Below are 20,109 nucleotides of genomic sequence, written 5' to 3'. Positions count from 1 at the left end.
TTAAAGCTTCAATCGTTTTCTCCAGTTCTTTCTCTCTAACGTATCTTCGTAACCATATCCATATCCATAGCTATAGTACGCTGAGCTGTTTACATTAATATCATTAACTATCAAATACATATTTTTGAGCCGATTCTTTTTATTTAATTCATTAATAAAATCGAACTGATCTTTTTTAGTATAATTATGCCGGCACACATAGGCCGTCATCTCAACATATTGTTGGATTATAAAAGCATCTGACACTAACCCAACTGGAGGTGAATCAACAACGACGTAATCGAATCGATGCTTTAACTTGTCGAACAAAGCTTCAACCTTTTCATCAAGAATTAGTTCCGCAGGGTTCTCGATTGAAATGCCAGCGCTTAACAGAAAACATGACGGGCTAAGTGGACTTTGCACAATACAATCTTCCACCTCTAAACGGCCTGAAATTACTTCCGAAAATCCCGCTACAGGCTCGTTAATACCCATCATCGCTGCCAACTTAGGTTGTCGCAAGTCAAGTTCAACAAAAACCACCCTTTTCCCAGTTAATGAAAGAGAAAGACCTAGATTGAGAGACATAAAGCTTTTGCCCTCTCCCTTGATAGTAGAAGTGACCATTATAGTTTTGGACTGCTTAGACTGCAAGGCGTAGTACAGGTTGGCTCGCAAGCTCCTAAACCCTTCTGAGAGTGCTGAGTTTCTAGCTCCTGATCCCACCACATGTTGTTGTTCGGAAGCACTATGTCCAATCTTTCCGATAATTTCAACATCACTATACCGCTCAAAATCAAATTCAGATTGGATTTTTGTACGTGTTAATTCTCTCAAATTTAGAAAGCCAAAAGGCACAATCAGCCCCATCATAGTTGCCATTAAATAGATGACAGAAGGCATGGGTTTTACAGGGCCTTCGCTGCTTTTTGCATCATCAACTATGTTGGCGAGCTCCGCGTTAGATGATTTTGCAATATTAGCTTCTTCACGCTTCTGTAATAGATATACATAGAGTTGTTGTTTAAGTTCCTGCTGACGACTGTAGTTAACAAACTGCCTTTCCTTGGCTGGAACTTGGCTTATTTGGCTATTAAACCCGCTATTTACCCGTCCCAACTCTTCATTTGTCACTTGCAATTCCTTTTTGTAAGACGCTATGTTCTGAAGTAGATTATTTCTTTCTGATTTGATCTGTTGTGTAAGGTTGATGATTACGGGGTTCGAATCTGTATATGATAATTTCTTCTTTTCATATTCTTGCAACAATACATTATACTGGTTCAAAGAAGAATTAAAAGCAGCATTTTGGATTACTGTAGAACTAGGTATATGGCTATTCGAAGGATTTTGCACGTAAGCTTCTAGTTGACGTATCACTTTCAATTGAGCCTGCTGGTCTTTCAACCTGTTATAATATTCATTCGCGTTGCCAACTAGCATTTTTGATTGCTCAGATAAGTCGGTAATTCGGTTGCTGCTTCTAAATCCTTCCAACTCCTTTTCGACATCAGTCAATTCAGATGCTACCAAGTTCAATCGGTCGTCAATAAACACCAACATACTATCCGCTAACCTAATTTTTTTATCTTTATTATCACTTATATACCTACTCATTATAGTTTGAAGGATCAACTCGCCCCGTTTCGGATCAGGATAGAATAATTGTAAGTTGGCTGTTGTAGCAGTTTTATCGGTTAGCTCTACACTAAAACTATTTAGTAATGAGTTGGCTGCCGCATTTTCCGAGATAATGTTTATCCAATACTTTTCTCCAATCCGCAATTCCGCCGATTCTTTCTTCGAAATGCCAATATTGTATTGTTTTGTATTAAGGATATTATTGACCGCAATTACCTTGTTAAAATTTTCATCTTCGCTTATAATACGGAGCTTCTCACCTTCCAAAACTTCGACTTCAAAGTTTCGTTCTTTAACGGAATCGACAATAATTTTGCTGACAGATACATTGAATGGAGTTTTATCAAAAAGTTCCTTAAATGTAGGACCGTTTTTTATTCCCGTTTTAATATTCAAATTTAATTCCTTTACAACCTCAAGTGCTAAACTTCTAGAAGACAACACCTTCATTTCATTCATTACGTTCTCTGTCGGCTTGAGCAGAAAAGAAAGTCCGTTATCATTTGCAAATGATGTTACAGCTTTACTCTCCGTCATACTCTTTTGATCCTTTAACATTAAAACCCCGGACACCAAATATTGAGGTGTTGAATATTTCAAGTAAGCGAATGCCAACAAAACAAAGAAACAAACTCCTAAAAGATAAACGTACCAGAAGCTGGCCATGCGTTTAAAAAACCTTGACATTTTTTTATCGTTGTCTCTATCTACTTGCATTTTCATAATCCTAATTTTTACGGAGATTAATTTCTAAACACCAGTATACCCACCGATACTAATGATGCTAATAAGCTTAAATATCTAACAAGAGAAGTGTCTGCGTTTAATAGCTTGGCTTTTGATGGTTCAACATATACAATATCGTTCTGCCTCAAATAGAAGTATGGTGAATTAAAAACATCTTTAGAAGTTAAATCCATCTTTACCGCGACTGCCTTTCCTTCATCATCTTTCCTCACAACAAGCACATTGGAACGGCGGCCATACACTGATAAATCACCGGCAAAAGCGATAGCGTCCAATACCGAGACACGTTGATTCGGAATGATAAAGGTACCAGGACGTCCAACCTCACCTAATACAGAAACCCTAAAATTAGAGAATCTCAGGCTAACGGTAGCGCCCTTAAAATACTGAGAAGCGATTTCACGGATTTTTTCCTTCGCTTGCAGAAGCGTACTACCAGCAAGATCAATCTTGCCTAGAATAGGAATTTCAACAGTTCCATCTTGACCAACAAGGTACCCTAAGACCATTTGACTGTTAACACTCGTTCCAATTCCTACAATATTTCCAGGTACTGACGTATTTCCACTATTAATAGCTTCCGATGCTTCCTGATCTACTGTATTTACACGGATATTCAAAATATCATCTGGCTTGATCTTCACCTCTTCAAATTTGATCATCGCGAACTCTGTTCCCGATTTTACCTCGGGCAGATCCTGAAAGTATTTCAACTTTCTAGAACTAGTACAAGCGGAGGTAATCGCGATTATTGCCATTACGAAAATCATCAAAGGCTTTTTGCATTTAGTTTTCATAGTCTTAATTTGGTATATTTATTTATAATGTAGATGTACATAGGTGTAGCTCTGAGGTGTTTCTTACAGTTGCACTAAAAAGGTTTCTATACATTGCGTCTATTCGTGCTGTCGATAAAAAATCGATAGCAATGTCCACATTGGCCTTTACGTCTATAGTTTGCGCAATATCTTCTACGCTTTCTAGCTCCCCAATAGCGAAGACTTGAAGTCCCATTGATTTTAAAAAATCGAACACAAGATTTTTTGGGTTCATGAAAACAAGCTTACCCAAAAGAAGTGCAATCCAAATGTTGCCCATACCAAGCGGTCGAATCGAATTGCTAACAAATATATCAGACTTATAAAAAGCGGTTAGATACTCGTGTAGCGTTAAAAACTGAGTAAGGTAGGTTATTTTTGTTAATAACGGCTTCCTTTCAATTTCTTTTTGTAAGATCTTAATATATTTCTCGTTACCATAACTTAACGGAATAACTATTTCTTCAAATCCGAGCTGTCTTAACTCTTCCAACGCGTCTAAATGATTATTGGAAGCAACACCCGAATTGCCAAGAACGATCTTAAAATCACTAATTTTCTTGTGTTTAAAATTACGATTATACAAAAATTGGCTTACGATAAATTCGGCATCGTACTCAAACATGTAAGCAAAATCCAAATGATTAGCTTTTAACCCCTTAATATGGGTTACTGCATAGTCATATTCAGGTTTTATCCAAGTTAAAACGTTCGCCACCTTTGTATAAACTTTGCTTAAGTCAATATTGAGAAAAAAGTGTCGAGCACGAGTCAAACGAAGTTCAATGGCAGAACGTCGATCTTTAATCTTCTTTACAATATGTTTCGTTTGCTTTTCAAATAGGTCTTCGGTTAGGTAAAGGTCTTTTCCCCAAATAATCCAATTTAGCTCCTGAAAATCATTATCATATACCCATTCGAATAGATCTCGCGTAAAACAGTGAATGAAGACCTTTGCATAATGTCTTGTATTACCGATCCGCCGAGAATCACACATTCTGCAATAAATCAGGTCTTGCCGCTTTATATATTTTAGCGAGCCACATTCTTTTACCACAAAAATGTTATTACCTAACAGTCCCAATGCTTCAAGCTTCTGGACAAAAGGGTCAAAGAACTTCTCGTCATCAAGTATATGTAGATTCATATCTTTTCTTTTTCACATAAATATTTATACATCGATTTCTTTAATTATTCTGTACTCTTAACAAAATACGACATACAAAATTGACTTCTTCCAACGAGAGTTCATGATAAAGTGGTAAGCAAAGTACCCTCTTGGCTATATCATTTGCGATTGGTGTGTTTGAAGACCCTACATATGGCAGATTCGCTAACGAAGGGTAAAAATATCGCCTGGGGAAAATCCGGTTATTATTTAATTCCGCAACATTTTTTGTTAATGTTTCTTCCGAATCAAAAATTAGGGGATAGTATGCGTAGTTGAATTCTGAGTCCTTGTTGATTTCGATTCTTTTTGCTTCTAAGGTACTTAAATTTTGATCGTAATAGCTATAAAGCGTTTTTCGATAATTCATAATCTCATCAATATAAGGAAGATTGGCTAGCCCCATGGCAGCATGAAATTCCGAGTTTTTGCCGTTGATTCCGATGTCATACACTTCGTCTACGTTACTAAATCCGAAATTACGCATATAAGCAATTTTCTTTAACAGTTGAGGGGATTTAGTGAATATAGCGCCACCTTCTATTGTATGGAAAATTTTCGTTGCATGTAAGCTAAGTGCGCTAGCATCTCCATAACTAAAAATCGACTTTCCTTTATACTTCGTCCCAAAACAGTGCGCAGCATCATAGAGAACGCGCAAGTTGTACTTATCCGCTATTCTTTGTATTTCGTCTATCTCACAAGGATTACCATAAACATGAGTTGCAACTATACCTGTTGTTTTCTCCGTAATGGCCGCTTCAATTAAGGAATGATCTATATTTAAGGTTTTAGGGTCAATATCAACAAAAACCGGCTTACAATGCTCCCAAACTAGTGAACTAGTTGTTGCGACAAACGAGAAGGGCGTGGTAATGATTTCGTCTTTCATTCCAAGTGCTTTAAGCCCTATCTGTAACGCAGTTGTTCCATTTGTTACGAATACCATATGGTCAACATCAAGGTATTGTTTTAAGCGAAGTTCAAGATGATTCACAAGAGGGCCATTGTTAGTAAGCCAATGCCTCTGCCAAATATCTTTAATATAAGCAAGATAGTCGTCAAGAGGAGGCATAAACGGTTGGGTAACATAAATCATACGCTGGAAATTATTCGATCCTTGTTTTTATTTGAATGACACTAAATACTTCTGATGATAAATCGCTTGATATAATGCTTTAAAATTAAAGGCACCTTATATTGAATTGGCACCGTAAGGTTAAGGCTTCTCATCTTGGTTGAGGCACTTGATACAGAAGCTCCTCTCAGTCCCAATAACATATTGTAAATTGATACTGCGAAATCTTTGCGCAATTTTTTGTCCCACCCCCCAATAGCATTCAAGTGCTCCGCTATCCTTACTCGTAATTCGACGTAGTTTTCACCGATCTTCTGTCTTTTTTTTAAATCGGAAGGCCTTGAGACCGAGTTTTGTTCTTCATAGATTATTGCGCATATTTTTTCACTCATTTTTATGCTGACATTATTCTTGAGAAGCCGGAACATCAAGTCATACTCCTGAGAGGAACTGATAGTAGTATTCCATCCGTCAATTGCGAGTAATGAGTGTTTACGGTATAGGTTTGCGCTAGTTATCCCAGCTCGTGAAAAAAATAAAGACCTCCAAATACTATCTCCTGACACAACCTTAAAGTTGCATGGTCGCATCTTGGTACGGTAAACTCGGGTGAAGGACCCAATAACCACATCTGCATCCACTCCTATCTCAAGCTGGTCAAGAAGCTTGTCTGGCAAAATTTCATCGTCCGCATCTAAAAATTGAATCCATTCGCCTTTTGCCAAATTTAAGCCTGTATTACGAGCAAAGCCTGCACCTTTTTTATACTCATACACGGAGCACATCCTTTCAGGAAACTGCTTAACATACTTTTCGATTATTTTTTGTGAGCCATCACTTGAATTGTTATTTACAAAAACGATTTCCCAATCCTTGTACTTTTGGTTCAACACACTTTCGACGGCTCTTGATAGATAGCCCTCACAATTAAAACAGGGAATTATTACACTGACCATTACAGATAACTTTGAACCGTTCAATTTTCGATTAAGAAATTATTAAACTCAGCAAAAGAACAATTTATACAAAAAGAAAGAGCTTCGCCATTCCACTTACAGTGGTCATTTTTTCTTGATATAAATCCGTCAAAACTTATATCGTATAAATCCACTGCAAAGATTACTAAATCAACAATAAAATCCTTATTTCAGAGCTATTATGGTAACAAATAGCGCATATCAACGAAATTGTGTAGATAGTTTCACACAATAACACGAATTAACACATCAACTACAGATACACGGTTTTGAATGGCTAAGCCAAAACGAGTAGGTCTGCCGGCTTGCTCATTAATAACGCCGTATCTACCAGTTCATATTGGAGCGGCTCACTACTAATGTAACCTATAAAAGAAAGTTTAAAATGTCGCAGCGCAGCGCATAAAACCGGATGTTGGCTAAGCATGTCTTCATTTTTCACTATCAGTGTTCTTCTTGCCAGTATGGTACCTATATAGTTTTCGTTATAGTAGATTTGTTCAAACCCAAAATTATCCCTTTGTGTCGAGAAAAGCTGTTTATTCATACCATTTAGCGGGCTATTGATATCGGTCAATGATCTTAAATCGTACCAGTACGTACAATCTAAAGGTTCCATACCTATGCTTAAGTACCAACTTAAGGCCCTGCTGTTCCTTTCGAAAACATGAAGTTGAAATAGGTAATCGCCTTTGGGTAGGGTTTGTTTAATATCTGCCATGGCATCGGTCAGCAGCTTCGTTCCTATTCTGCTTCCACGCATCCGATTATCGACAACAATGTGCTTTAAAAAAATAATTCCTTCTAAAAATTGAAAACATGCAAAACCAGATAACTCGTCAGACAACTGATCATATACATAATAAGTTGCATAAGCAGGATGATCAAGAATAGACTGAAAAAACCTGATATATCCCTCGTCTTGATGAACAAAGAATCTCGATACATAAGGATCGTAGGCAGACTTCAAAGATTCGCATATTGCGTTGGCTAATCGCACATCGGTCTTTTTTAAACGCCGAACCTCATACATACATGGTAAAATTTTGACAGTTATTCTAGTTGTAGTTGGGAAAAACAGATGTATCCATCCTTCAATATTCTGCAAGTATAACGCACCTTTGCCAAATAAGAGCGCCTCTTTTGAAATCTGTAGATAAGAATGTGAATTAATTCACACATTTATAAGGAAATCGCGTTATCCATGCTGCTTTGATCATAAAAAAGGAGCTTCTTCTCACAATTCCGTGGCATTCCGTTAACATTTGAGCTGAAGTGCACATATAGCCATAAAATATGCTACAAAAGGATGAAAATCAACCAAAAGACGCCAACAAGAGGCTAAATTTGACTCTTAATTTGATCATTTGTAGTGATTACAAAGACAGCATAGTGCACAAATAACAAAGCTAGTAAAATGAGAAATCAAAGACAATGGATCGCTATTTACACACGGCCTAAATGGGAGAAAAAAGTAAATCAACTTCTACTTCAACAGGGAATTGAATCTTTCTGTCCTCTGATTAAAACAAAAAGACAATGGGCAGACAGAAAAAAAATAGTAGAAATCCCACTGTTTTCATCTTATGTATTTGCGCAGGTTAGCGCTCTTGAACAAAGCCGTGTTGAACAAGCCGCGGGTGTCGTTAATATTGTACATCACTGTGGCAAACCTGCAAAACTCACGCCAGAAGAGATCGACATGATAAAGAACTTGGTTGCCAAAAATTACGAGGGGTTAGAAACCGTTTCATTTGATCAAGTAAATCCTGGGGATCGCATCAAAGTAAGAGCAGGTATTTTGTCCGATTGGCAGGGAGAGGTCATAACGGTGAAGGGAAAATCCGTCGTCATGGTTTTAGAGCAATTTAATTGCGCACTGATAGCTAAAGTAAGCGTTTCACAGCAAAACTTATTACGTGCTTAACGACCGATGAAAGAATCATCAGAGTATTTTTGAAAATAAACCCAAGCAAATCTAATCCTAATGCAGACATCTATGGACAAACATTATGGCCATATTATTGAAAGAATTATCAGGCGTAATGGTTACAGTATAAGCGAACTGGCGCGTTTGACAAATGTAAATAGAAGATCTATATACAATTGGTTCAACCAAAAAAATTTAAAACCTGAAATCATTTTCCGCATTGGCTGCGCATTGAAACATGATTTTTCAGAAGAATTCCCTGAATTGTTCACTGAAGACGAATTTCAAAAAGTAATAGCGCCAGCAAAAACGTCAGAGGAGGATTCACAAACTGGCCCCGAAATTAGTAGCAGCTATTGGAAAGACAAATACATCAGAATTTTAGAGGAGTATAATCGTCTCCTGGTTAACCAAGTAAAACAAGAGCCGAAAAAATCTTAACGGCTTTCGTTTTTTAAGAGCTTTTGTTACTTTTATATCGGGGTTTCGCATTTCGTGCGTACCTGTTATACCGCTTTAAGATACATATTGATTTACCTATGACAATTAACGGCTTAGAATTATCCATCGAAAAAAAAGTTCAGCAGTGGCTGAACGGCAATTATGACACAGAAACAAAAAGTGCTATCAAGGACCTAATCCTCCAAAATAATATCGAAGAGTTAAACGATGCTTTCTACAAAGATCTGTCGTTCGGCACAGGAGGCCTCAGAGGTGTTATGGGCGTGGGCACAAATAGAATGAACATTTACACGGTTGGAAAAGCCACACAAGGCTTGTCCAACTATTTACAGAAAACTTACCCAAATCAAGCAATAAAAGTCGTCGTAAGTTACGATAGCCGTAATTCTTCATCCTTATTTGCTCAGACAGTGGCTGATGTTTTTTCAGCAAACAACATTCAGGTATACCTTTTTTCAGCATTAAGGCCTACGCCCGAATTATCGTTTGCCATCCGAGAGCTTGCCTGCCAAAGCGGTGTTATGATAACGGCTTCACATAATCCAAAAGAATATAACGGCTATAAAGCTTACTGGAGTGACGGTGGTCAAATGATAGCACCTCACGACAAAAATGTAATAGGGGAAGTAAATGCTTTGTCAATCGATGACGTAAAATTTGCAAGGAAGTCAGAGCTTATTCGGAAGATTGATGAGGAAATAGACCACCTCTATATTAATAAACTGGCTGCTTTATCATTAAGGCCAAATATTATCACAAAACAAGGGGACCTTAAGATCGTTTACTCACCTATCCACGGAACAGGAATCACCCTGGTTCCGAAAGTGCTGGCCAAATGGGGCTTTAAAAATGTGTCCACTGTTGAATTGCAAGCAATTCCCGACGGAAATTTTCCGACCGTTGTTTATCCAAATCCTGAGGAGGAAGAAGCGATGTCCATAGGCCTGCAAGAGGCCGTTAGACTAGATGCAGATTTACTTTTAGCTACGGATCCCGATGCCGATCGAGTTGGCGTTGCGGTAAAAAATTTAAAAGGAGATTTTCAACTATTGAACGGAAATCAGATCGGCTCCCTTTTGGTAGATTATGTTTTAAGCTCCAAGAAAGACGAAGGGAGTCTAGCACAAACTGATTACACTTGCAAAACGATTGTTACAACGAATTTAATAAGTGATATTTCTCTCAGCCACGGTGTACAGTGCTATGAAGTGCTAACAGGATTTAAATACATAGGTGAATTGATGACCAAACTTCTGCATAAGGAGAAATTTCTTGTAGGCGGAGAAGAAAGCTATGGTTATCTTGTTGGTGATTTAGTGAGAGATAAAGATGCTGTCGTATCGTGTGCTTTTATTGCCGAAATGACCGCTTATTATAAAAATCAAGGGAAATCGCTCTTTGAGGCATTAGTTGACTTGTATATAAAGCATGGTTTCTATAAAGAGAAGCTCGTTTCTTTAACGAAAAAAGGTCAAAGCGGTGCAGAAGAGATTAAATTGATGATGCAAAAATTACGAACAGAGACGCCAAGAGTATTAGGTGGTAGTACCGTCGCCTTATTAAAAGACTACGAAAACGGGATAAGCACTGATCTGATAACAAAAAAACAAGATTCCCTCGCGCTGCCAAAATCAGACGTACTTCAGTTTGTGTTATCAGACGGAAGTGTTGTTTCCGCTCGACCATCTGGGACTGAGCCAAAGATTAAGTTTTATTGCAGCGCCAAACTCCCATTGGACACCTTGGAAAACTATCAAGAAGTCAGCGAAGCGCTAGACCGTAAAATTGAGGAAATGATGAATACTTTATTAAAGTAGAATAATAAAGTAGTATGCTGGATAAATTTCAAAAATTAACCCAGCATACTTTATTCTCTATTCGCCTTCTTTCCAAATACAACTTTCATCTTTTCTAAGTTCATTGTATGTTTTATATATAGACGTAAACCAAATACTTTCAGCCTTTGCCATAAGGAAAGTTCTCCTCCGTAAAGTCTAAGCATATGCAAGGCATATCGTGAGGGTTCAAAAGTATTCAGATAATCTCTAATAGCAGCGCCTTTTGCCCCAAGTAACTGATGAGCCGTCCCTCCTCCAACCCTTTTTGCTTTTTTTATCAACTCCTGCATTGACTTTCTCGCAGGGTGAAATATCTTTACATCTTCGCCATATATGATAGAAAAGCCCGCATCTGACGCGCGCCGGGCCCACTCATAATCGCCTCCTGAAAATAACGTCTCGTTAAAAAGTCCTATCTTATCGAAAACATAACGATAACTGAACATATTCCCCGTTACACAAGCACCACTAGCATTTACTGTCTCGGCTTGTTTAAAGGCGAACACCTTCTCGTAAAGTTCCGCATCCGTCGGTTTTTCTTCATTATCATAAAAGATTTCAATAGCACCTCCAATTCGATCACATGCTTTGGCATTAAATAGCGTAACCGCATTCCTTATCCAATCTTTATCAGGTATACAGTCTGAATCCGTAAATCCAAGGATATTGCCCTTTGCTAATTGAATGCCGGCATTACGTGCTGCATATGACCCGGATTTTTGTTCATTTATAATACTGAAGTTCTGCGGTAAATCGTTCATAATCGAGGATGGTACAAAATCATTTGGATCATTATTAACAACAATCACTTCAAAGTTTGACGTTGGCCAAGATTGCTTCTTCAGATGGCTGATACATAACGCAAGCCTCGGCCAATCCCTATAAGTAGGAATTATAATAGAAACAAAGGTTATTGATAGTTCTTTCATTTGATCAGCATGAATATATTTTACTTCTTTTGAGGTTTCAGATGTAACATTAACTCCTGACCTACCATCTTATATATTACGCCAGCAAAAACGGCTACCATGACTATAGCCACTGCAACGAAATTCATATGTGCTATATTGAGTAACAAAAACCCGATTCCATAAGCTATTAACGAACCAATCACAGCTGCTTTCACCTCACTTAACAATTCCAATGTGCTTATTTTCAGATCCAGCAGGTACCTAAAGGCATACTGCGCAACGATCACATTAAATATTTTGTTGAAAAATACTGCCCAAGAAGCACCAATAATCCCCCCAGCATAAACACCATAAGCAAGCGACGGGATATAAACGACTGCCTTAATGATTTGAAGCCTCATTTCCAAGCCCGGCCGACCTAAGGCTCGTATCAAAACAGTATTGCTATTTACTAGCATCTGAATCATAATTGAGGCAGCTAATATCTGTAAAGGGATAATGGAGGCATGCCACTTCTCACCAAAAAAATTCAATACAAACGGTTCTGCTAAGGTAAAAAACAACAACATGACCGGAAATACAATGATACAATTGTAGCTTACTACTTTTAGATAATACTTTTTAATGGCTGCTGGTTCCGACTGCTTCTTACCATAAAGTGGGTACATTACATTGTTTATAACCGCCATCAAGCGGCTTCTAAACAAATCGGTTAATACAAAGGCGAAAGAATATGCGCCTAACAATGCCGCTGAAAGAAATTTTCCAATTAGCAGGTAATCAATATTGTTGATAATGTAGTTCACGAGATTCGTGCCAGACGCAAGCACACCAAATCCGAACACATCCTTAAACGCCTGCCTATTCCATTGAAATTTCGGACGCCAATTTGTGGCTTTGAAGTAAAAAGGGATAGCAAAAGTTACCATAGCAAAAGAATTGAAAGCTAATGACCATACCCCCGCTCCGGCAAATGCAAGAATAATAGAGAGAATGCCTGCCACTATATTAGCGGCTCCTTCTATACTGGCAATTTTTTTAAATTCCATCTTTTTAGATAGCTGAGCTTTATTAACCAAGTTGATGGGAGTAAAAAGAATACCTAAACTGATCACAGGAATCAACAACCTTAACCGCTCTTCATGGTAGAACTCGACAGCTAGCGGAGCGATCACAAAACTCATCAGAAGAAACAAGGCGATTGACCATAACAATCCTGTCCAAAATGCGGTATGAAAATGCACGGGCTTTAAGTCCTCCTCTTTTCTCTGAATTAAGGCTGCACCAAACCCCAAATCGGTAAGCACTTGTACAAATCCGGTGAAAACCGCGGCCATGCCTATTAGCCCAAATTGTTCTGGCAATAACAATTTAGCTAATATTAGTTTAACTATAAATGCAAAAGATTGATTAATTACCAGTTGCGCGCCATTCCAAAAAATTCCTTTCAACACCAAACTTTTCGAACTGTCCATTCCTTCTTATTTCTGTTTTATTTCCGCGGTAAAACTAAGCGTAAAATTCGGAATTACGCACGGTGAGAAATGAACGTTCTATTTGTGAGAAAAGCAATCTAGAGAGAATATAAAAGTGTGTAAATTATACAGACCTTCGAAATTTTAGCACCATTTCTACGCTCGGACTAAAACATAAAGGGCCTCATTAAAGTATAACCCCTATTATCTTTAAAAGACGACAGGGGTTAAAGCGTTGATGGGTTGAAATTAGCGCTCAGCAACTATCTGAGTATGCAAGAAGTCATCATATGCGAGTGCGAGCCCTTCCTTTAAATCTACACTGTGCTTCCATCCCAATTTATGTAATTTACTGACATCCATAAGCTTCCGAGGGGTACCGTCCGGCTTAGATGTGTCGTACCTAATTTCTCCTTCAAATCCGACAACATCTTTAACGAGCTCAGCTAACTCGCTAATAGTTAAATCTTCTCCAGTTCCAACATTTATTAATTCTTTTTCAGAATAGGTTTGCATTAGAAATATACAAGCATCAGCCAGATCATCTGCATATAAAAATTCCCGCTTAGGTGTCCCTGTCCCCCATATCGTTACAGAAGGAGCATTAGCTATTTTCGCCTCATGAAATCGTCTAATCAGGGCAGGTAATACATGAGAATTTTGAGGATGGTAGTTATCGCCTATTCCATACAGATTCGTAGGCATGACACTTATAAAATCACACCCATATTGATCTCTATAAGCCTCACATAATTTTATACCTGCTATTTTAGCAATCGCGTAAGGTTCATTCGTGTGCTCAAGCGGCCCCGTTAAAAGGTAATCTTCTCTTAAAGGTTGAGGAGCCATTTTTGGGTAAATACAACTACTACCTAGAAACATAAGCTTCGTAACTTGCTGCTGATATGCTGCGTGAATTATATTGCATTCCATCAACAGGTTGTCATATAAAAAATCAGCCCTGTAAGTATTATTTGCTACAATTCCTCCTACCTTTGCGGCTGCTAAAAAGACATATTCCGGTTTTTCTACCTGAAAAAATGTGTGGACGGCCCCTTGATTACGAAGATCTAATTCAGCAGAAGTTCTAGTAATTAAATTAGTGTAACCTGCTAATTTCAAATGACGGGTAATAGCGCCGCCAACCATGCCACGATGGCCTGCGATATAAATTCTAGAATCTTTTTCCATATAAATCAATTTTATTAAAGAATGCTAAGGCATACCATAACCTTCAAAAGTTAAGATAATGTTAATTGGCAGACAATGCCACCGCATTTAACTGCCTTGGAGCCCCGTCAGGCCCAACAGCAATAATATTATCAAAAATAACTCTTGTTCCCGGGCCTATTCCATTCAAAGCCGACTTCATCGCAGCACTTAAGGAGTTTCCGCTAGTTGAAAGAACAATGGCATCGGCTCGTGGCTTTGCTAAGATCATGGTAAATTTGGTAATATTAAATTTAGCGTCGAAATCAAAATTTTCTAAACTTGCAAACAAGGCATTTTGTGCTTTTAAAGCAACGGAAGCCATCGCACCACCTGACTTTCCACCAAATTTAGCGATGGGATCCGGGATCCGCTTCACCCTAAAATCCGTTGTACTCAAGGTTTGCACTTTACCTGGTGCCACTTCAGCTGACACCGATATTTTAGCCGTTCCGGGAGATGACACACGCGCTACGTACTTCCCGTTTGAACCCGATAAACTGCCACCGCTCATACTGACCTTAATCTTATCGGCCGGTGTTCCCGGGGCGGATATGGATAAGGGGTTATCAACACCGATGTAAAGCACGTTCATTTTGTCCGGAGAAACAACGGCCGATGGTCTCGATACCTGATAACGTTGTTCGGGAGTGCGATATTCCTTTATCGTTCCATCCGTTTGTTTTACTTTAATAACACCGGTCCATGTAAAGACGCCTTCTTTAGAGGTGTTAACGTTATACACCCCTTTTCCATTACTTACCTGTAAAGCACTCCCGTTTACAGAAATAGACGGATCTGATTTAGAGTCATAAGCCGTTAAGAAAACTTCAGCAGTGTATGGCTGTCCCTGAATCAGATAAGAGGTAGGGGCAACTGCTACTGCAGCAAATTGATCCAGGTTTACGACAGCCTGGTCCATTTTCCCTAAGATGCGTTTCACCACATCCGACTCTGCATTCTGTGCATCGGTTTGAATTTTGGTTAAGATAGCCATGGCAGCAGTCAACGGAGTGCCATCGCCAAAATTAATTTCTTCCCATTTTTTCTTTCCGTTAACACGTTTCTCCGGATCGTTAGCCTCCAGAGAAAATGTTACTGCTCCCCTATCCTTTTCGTCCAATAATGCCAGCAACTTTTCTCTTGTGCCATTTATTTTCTCTTTTAACTCAGCACCCTTCTTCTTGTTAATCATCAACCCAGGGGCTATATCCATATTATCGCGTTGCGACAAATCCCCTGTATCCTCATCATAACCACCACCCTGCTTTTCAAACTCCTTCTTCAGTGTATTGATATACTCGTTCAGCTCACCTACTATAGCTCTCGCCTGTTTCGCCTTTTCATAGATAGGTCTTGCGCGTTCCGGCTCTTCTTTTAGCTTGGTATTCTCAAAAGCCATAAATAACTGTTCTACCGAATTGTTGACATTCGATCTCGAAGTTTCCAAACTATCATTTATATTCTTAAAGGCATCCAATATGGTATCTGATACATTCAACGCCAGCATGGCCAATAATACCAAATACATGATATTAATCATCCGTTGCCTTGGGGTCTCTTTTCCTAAAGCCATTAATTAAGTTTTTAATTGTCAATGAATAATATCCGGAAAACTACATGCGCGGTTGGTTCATAGCGCTTAACATATTGCCGTAAACTGCATTTAAGGCAGCAAGGTTTTTCGCTAACTTGTTCACTTCATCTTTAAACATTTTTGAGTCGTCTAAAGATTCATTGAAGTTCTGCATAGTAGAGCTTAGCTGTTCATAGAACCTATTCATTGACTGTAGATGCGCATTTGAATCTCTTAATTCGCGCTCGTACATCGCATTTAGGGAACTCAGGTTTTGAGTCAATTGTTGTACCTGATCATGGTAACCACGAGTGTCCGAGTTAGTAGACGACATGGCAACAAGATTGGCCGACGCCTTTTCAAAGGCAACACTTAAACTGTCGAATTTAGATGAAGCTAAACGAAGCTTCTCTGTAAACTCGTTGGCCGCAAAAGAAGCATCGGAAAGGTTGCTAATGGCGGTCACTTTTTCATTAAACGAACGTAAACCCTTACCTAAACTGGCAATGGTCTCCGGTCCAACCTGAGCATCAGCAAAGATTTTATCCAAGGCGAGGGTAGTTGAGGCGTTCGGATTTTGTATCGGCCTCGCCGAAGTTTTAGGTAATTCTCCGCTATAATCATCGGCTAGCTCAGGATAAACTCTTTCCCATTCAGGATCCTTAGGCGGCGGGTTGAAACCCATTAAAAAAAACAATAGAGCCTCTACACCTAAACCTGCTCCGATCATGTAGTTTGCCATTGCTCCGCCAATATGGAGTATTTTAAACAGAGCTCCTAAGATTACCACACTGGCTCCCCATGAGATAGCTACGTGTAGCCAATTTGAATTGTCTTTCTTCTTCATACTTAAATTATTGGAAATATTTATTATAACTGTTTTTAAAAAAGATATACGATATTCCAACTTGTACATTTACCCCGGGCACCATATTGTAAGGGAAAGAATCTAAATCTTCACGTAATTTTGGTATGTCAACAGGATCCTTTTCGTAGATTTTTATCGCTGTCGACTCTATAGGGATATAATACCCTACATTAACCGCCATATTTAATCGTTGTGAAAGCCTTATTCCGTTTATTCCTGTTCCTATGTAAGGTCTTAATTTCCCCCATTCAACGCCATAATCCTTCTTTTGATCAGCCACCTTGCGCGTTCCAACATAACGCTCATACCTGTTCTCAAAAAAGTATCCTATTCCAGCACTAACAATCCATTTACGGGCAATCCAACTGTCTTTCCCAATAAGCGGCTGCCAATCCGCCAATAAAGTTACGTCTGAACGGTTTATTTCAAACACCCGATTACCTAATTTCATCTTAGAGGAAGGAAAGATACTTGCTCCCAATCGAACATTGAATGCGTCCGATAACGGATAAGCTCCCTCTATTCCGAGCCCCCTAGTTCCCACATGAATGCCTACACCGGGATAAAAGCTAGAATATTCTTCCCAAATCTGCGCTTTTACTTGCAGACTAGCAAGTGCTGTAATAAAAAATATGAAGATTTTTTTCATCCGTATATAATTTGCATTTTTAAAGGCGATGAAGCCGTCCGATCTTCGCTTAAGGGCTGCTCAAGAGTTCGTAAACTCCATTATTCATCCCTCGTGTAAGTTTAAAAATCATGAAGGCTTTATCAAATAATTGTTATTCTGTTTTGCCCCATATCAATCGAGTATAACTACACATTTATGCATGTATGGCCTTTACTACCAGTGATCGTAACCTAAGTTTTGACAATCTATAAAACGTTTAAAAGTATCAATGACTACTATTGACGACTTTCTTTACCCTCAGCCTGTTCATTTCTCAACACTGCCTTTTCCTTCTTTCGGTCGTTCTTTTCCTTCTTTTCTCGCAAATAATCCTCGTCCTTCGAAACTAAATCATCCGAGTTGACCCCTTTGGGATTGCGCCATAAACGGTCCTTATAAAGCTGAATCTTATCTTGGATGTCTCTTTCTGTCGTATCCTGTCCGTCGGCCGCATATTGCATCCGTTGACTTGGAGAAGTTTGTCGTACAATCTTGCTTGAAAATTTACGCTGTACAAATAGATCGTCCATTGTCATATCATAGAGCTCCTTATCGGGATCAGACACATCCAGTTGTACCAACGTGTATCGCAATTGTGGAAAATACAGCCAAAAGGCGGGTGTTTCTCCGACCGACTCCGCCAATTCCGCCGAAGAATTGATTGTCATCAAAGGCGCTACCCCAATAATCCTTGTTTCCAGTTTGCCTCGTTGTTTATCGAAAAATATATCTTCTTTAATACGAAATTTCGTCACCTTTTCCGGGTTAAATTCGTTTAAAGTCATCTTGGCATCGATTTGGTTTCCCTCGTTGTCAAAAATCGGTACCAGCACGCTATCTGTAAAGCGAGCTTCTCCCTCTCTTGCAGTCAGCTTCGTTTTAAAACCATCATCTTCCGGATTATAAGGCGTTAATTTACCTTCTTTGATACTTTTCATAATAGCCTCCATCAATGAAGCTCCGGGGATAGCAAAAATATAGTTCTCTTTATCTTTCAAATCGATGTCTCTCCACACGCGCTTGTAAAAACGAATATTCTTTGGATTAACCTTTGGATAAGCAAAAGGTACAGCGTCATGTAAATCACTCACCTGATAATAGCCATCCGTTTGGGGCACAGTATCGATCAATAACACACTACCATTGCCTGCCATCGAATCGGGGATCGTTCCACTTATTCCCTCTTCTACAATAGTTGTATCCGGAGTTTCCTGCGCCAACAATCCGAAAAAGCAGAAGAAACTCAATATACCGGTCAAAAACATTTTCATAATTATTATTCTTTTTCTCAACAATGATTTTCTAGCGTTTCGAGATACGCTCTAAGGAGCAATTTTGAAACCATCAATTTTTGTACTTTCTTGTTTTTACTTGTGGGGTTGCCATTTCAAAAGCTGACATTACACACCTGAATCCAATATAGGAATGTGCTTCATCTTGTTGTTCGTAATTTCTCGCATCGCTATTCAGCATGCTTCCATTATCTTTCCAAGATCCACCCCTAACTACTTTCCGTTTCAACGCATAACTTGCACGATCATCGGCGTCGTATAATAAAACGGGATTTAAGTCGTTCACAAATTCAATGGCTGAGGGGCTGAAAGCATCCAACGTCCATTCCGACACGTTTCCGGCCATATTATATACGCCAAATGCATTCGGAGTATAAGCTTTTACAGGAACCGTAAAGGTAGATCCATCTCTTGAATAGGTCCCTTCTCCTTGCTTAAAGTTTACTGCAAGTCTTTTTTTGTCTGATTTGCGATCATCGATTGTTAATCGGGTCCGTTGAATCGTATCTACCGGATCAAGCTTCCCTTCTGCGGCATATTGCCATTGGGCTTCGGTAGGTAAGCTGAAAGTCAATTGATACCCCTTTAGATAGGAGTTCTTTTGCAAACTTGCCATAATCTCCTTTCCTCGCCAATCAGCATATGCCCGGGCCTGTTTCCAACTTACACCGACCACCGGATTGTAGTCAAAAGATTTATGATAAAAGTAGTTTGCATCCATAGCATGCATTTGAGCATTTGGAAAATCTTTTGACCAAATGTCGTCTACTGGCATCACTCCCACGGTGTCTGTTACATATTGATCATTGTTCCTGCCGTCCATTTTTAAATAAGAAAAGCGATAAGTTAGCAGGGCATCGTTTAAAACTCTTTTACCTGCCTTCATGGTTAACATTGGACGCAGCTTCTCTTGAATTTCCGGATTTTTACTTAGCCATAAGGGAGACTCTTTTTTCACCCTTTTCCAATCAATCAGTCGTTCCACATTTGCGTCGTTAGCGCCGTCTTCATTCGTGTTGTCTTCTTTTAAAAAGTACTGATCGTCTTTTAAATAATCAACAACAGCAACCGAGTCGGCAACCCAGTTTACAAATTCGCGGTACTGTCTGTTTGTGACTTCCGTCTCATCGATAAAGAATGCACTTAAGCTTACGTTTTTCCCCATGTCGCTACTATCTTGCGAACTCTTATAGAAGATCGTTCCCGAAGGGATGTATACCATTCCCGGAGGTGCCGGCAGCCTATTACCCCGGAAAGACGAAACTCGGGGAGAATCATATAACTTATTTGATTTACACGCCGTCATGGATAATGCCAGTGCCATTATACCACCAAACGCAGCACGACCGGCAATCCGACTAAATCTGTTTAAAGCTCTCATTTCAATTATCATTTTTAATGGCAGTGAACAGCTCTTTATAAAGAGGTGTTCCGATATTTACACTTTTCTATTTTATCACCAAATAT

General features: G+C 39.0%; 17 protein-coding genes. 3 read left to right on the top strand and 14 right to left on the bottom strand.

Annotated features, from left to right (window positions below; all coding sequences use genetic code 11):
• The 6 genes from E0E36_RS12225 to E0E36_RS12200 all read right to left on the bottom strand — a co-directional run bounded on the left by E0E36_RS12225 (window position 1) and on the right by E0E36_RS12200 (window position 7,444).
• Window positions 1-2,346: a GumC family protein gene (locus E0E36_RS12225; protein WP_130856201.1), complete on the bottom strand. Its 2,346-nt coding sequence runs from the start codon at window positions 2,344-2,346 to the stop codon at window positions 1-3.
• 20 nt (window positions 2,347-2,366) lie between these two features.
• Entirely contained in the window at window positions 2,367-3,167 is an 801-nt protein-coding gene (locus E0E36_RS12220) for a polysaccharide biosynthesis/export family protein (protein WP_130856200.1), read from the bottom strand.
• A gap of 22 nt (window positions 3,168-3,189) precedes the next feature.
• Window positions 3,190-4,335: a TDP-N-acetylfucosamine:lipid II N-acetylfucosaminyltransferase family protein gene (locus E0E36_RS12215; protein WP_130856199.1), complete on the bottom strand. Its 1,146-nt coding sequence runs from the start codon at window positions 4,333-4,335 to the stop codon at window positions 3,190-3,192.
• A 40-nt stretch (window positions 4,336-4,375) separates the two neighbouring features.
• Window positions 4,376-5,455, bottom strand: a complete 1,080-nt coding sequence (locus E0E36_RS12210) for a DegT/DnrJ/EryC1/StrS family aminotransferase (protein ID WP_130856198.1) — start codon at window positions 5,453-5,455, stop codon at window positions 4,376-4,378.
• Window positions 5,456-5,496: 41 nt separating this feature from the next.
• Window positions 5,497-6,390 (bottom strand): glycosyltransferase family 2 protein, encoded by an 894-nt coding sequence (locus E0E36_RS12205; RefSeq protein WP_130856197.1) that lies wholly within the window; start codon window positions 6,388-6,390, stop codon window positions 5,497-5,499.
• A gap of 298 nt (window positions 6,391-6,688) precedes the next feature.
• Window positions 6,689-7,444 carry a GNAT family N-acetyltransferase gene (locus tag E0E36_RS12200; RefSeq protein WP_130856196.1) on the bottom strand — a complete coding sequence of 252 codons (756 nt, stop codon included), beginning with the start codon at window positions 7,442-7,444 and terminating at the stop codon, window positions 6,689-6,691.
• A gap of 384 nt (window positions 7,445-7,828) precedes the next feature.
• On the opposite strand from E0E36_RS12200, the gene E0E36_RS12195 reads away from it, so the two are divergent.
• From E0E36_RS12195 to E0E36_RS12185, 3 genes are all read left to right on the top strand, one after another.
• Window positions 7,829-8,338 (top strand): UpxY family transcription antiterminator, encoded by a 510-nt coding sequence (locus E0E36_RS12195; protein WP_130856195.1) that lies wholly within the window; start codon window positions 7,829-7,831, stop codon window positions 8,336-8,338.
• Window positions 8,339-8,410: 72 nt separating this feature from the next.
• The gene (locus E0E36_RS12190) at window positions 8,411-8,782 is read left to right on the top strand and encodes a helix-turn-helix domain-containing protein (RefSeq protein WP_130856194.1); all 372 of its coding nucleotides are present in this window, start codon (window positions 8,411-8,413) and stop codon (window positions 8,780-8,782) included.
• A 98-nt stretch (window positions 8,783-8,880) separates the two neighbouring features.
• Window positions 8,881-10,620 carry a phospho-sugar mutase gene (locus E0E36_RS12185; protein ID WP_130856193.1) on the top strand — a complete coding sequence of 580 codons (1,740 nt, stop codon included), beginning with the start codon at window positions 8,881-8,883 and terminating at the stop codon, window positions 10,618-10,620.
• Window positions 10,621-10,670: 50 nt separating this feature from the next.
• Here the strand turns inward: E0E36_RS12185 and E0E36_RS12180 are convergent, their stop codons facing one another.
• The 8 genes from E0E36_RS12180 to porK form a co-directional block, all read right to left on the bottom strand.
• The gene (locus tag E0E36_RS12180; RefSeq protein ID WP_130856192.1) at window positions 10,671-11,570 is read right to left on the bottom strand and encodes a glycosyltransferase family 2 protein; all 900 of its coding nucleotides are present in this window, start codon (window positions 11,568-11,570) and stop codon (window positions 10,671-10,673) included.
• Between the two features lie 20 nt (window positions 11,571-11,590).
• Window positions 11,591-13,027 carry a lipopolysaccharide biosynthesis protein gene (locus tag E0E36_RS12175; protein ID WP_130856191.1) on the bottom strand — a complete coding sequence of 479 codons (1,437 nt, stop codon included), beginning with the start codon at window positions 13,025-13,027 and terminating at the stop codon, window positions 11,591-11,593.
• A gap of 249 nt (window positions 13,028-13,276) precedes the next feature.
• A complete protein-coding gene (fcl, locus tag E0E36_RS12170) occupies window positions 13,277-14,218 on the bottom strand; it encodes a GDP-L-fucose synthase (protein ID WP_130856190.1) in 942 nt (313 codons plus the stop codon).
• 61 nt (window positions 14,219-14,279) lie between these two features.
• Window positions 14,280-15,812: a type IX secretion system motor protein PorM/GldM gene (gene porM / locus E0E36_RS12165; RefSeq protein ID WP_130856189.1), complete on the bottom strand. Its 1,533-nt coding sequence runs from the start codon at window positions 15,810-15,812 to the stop codon at window positions 14,280-14,282.
• A gap of 40 nt (window positions 15,813-15,852) precedes the next feature.
• On the bottom strand, window positions 15,853-16,659 hold the full coding sequence (gene porL, locus E0E36_RS12160; RefSeq protein ID WP_013665293.1) for a type IX secretion system motor protein PorL/GldL: 807 nt from the start codon (window positions 16,657-16,659) through the stop codon (window positions 15,853-15,855).
• Between the two features lie 7 nt (window positions 16,660-16,666).
• The gene (locus E0E36_RS12155) at window positions 16,667-17,329 is read right to left on the bottom strand and encodes a hypothetical protein (protein ID WP_013665292.1); all 663 of its coding nucleotides are present in this window, start codon (window positions 17,327-17,329) and stop codon (window positions 16,667-16,669) included.
• Window positions 17,330-17,586: 257 nt separating this feature from the next.
• Window positions 17,587-18,621: a type IX secretion system ring subunit PorN/GldN gene (porN, locus tag E0E36_RS12150; RefSeq protein ID WP_130856188.1), complete on the bottom strand. Its 1,035-nt coding sequence runs from the start codon at window positions 18,619-18,621 to the stop codon at window positions 17,587-17,589.
• A gap of 73 nt (window positions 18,622-18,694) precedes the next feature.
• Window positions 18,695-20,023, bottom strand: coding sequence for a T9SS ring complex lipoprotein PorK/GldK (gene porK / locus E0E36_RS12145; RefSeq protein ID WP_165446975.1), 1,329 nt, complete (start codon window positions 20,021-20,023; stop codon window positions 18,695-18,697).
• Window positions 20,024-20,109 lie beyond the last annotated feature (86 nt).

This window comes from Olivibacter jilunii (assembly GCF_900607235.1).
GTDB lineage: Bacteria > Bacteroidota > Bacteroidia > Sphingobacteriales > Sphingobacteriaceae > Olivibacter > Olivibacter oleidegradans.
This window is presented reverse-complemented; position numbering and strand designations above follow the sequence as displayed.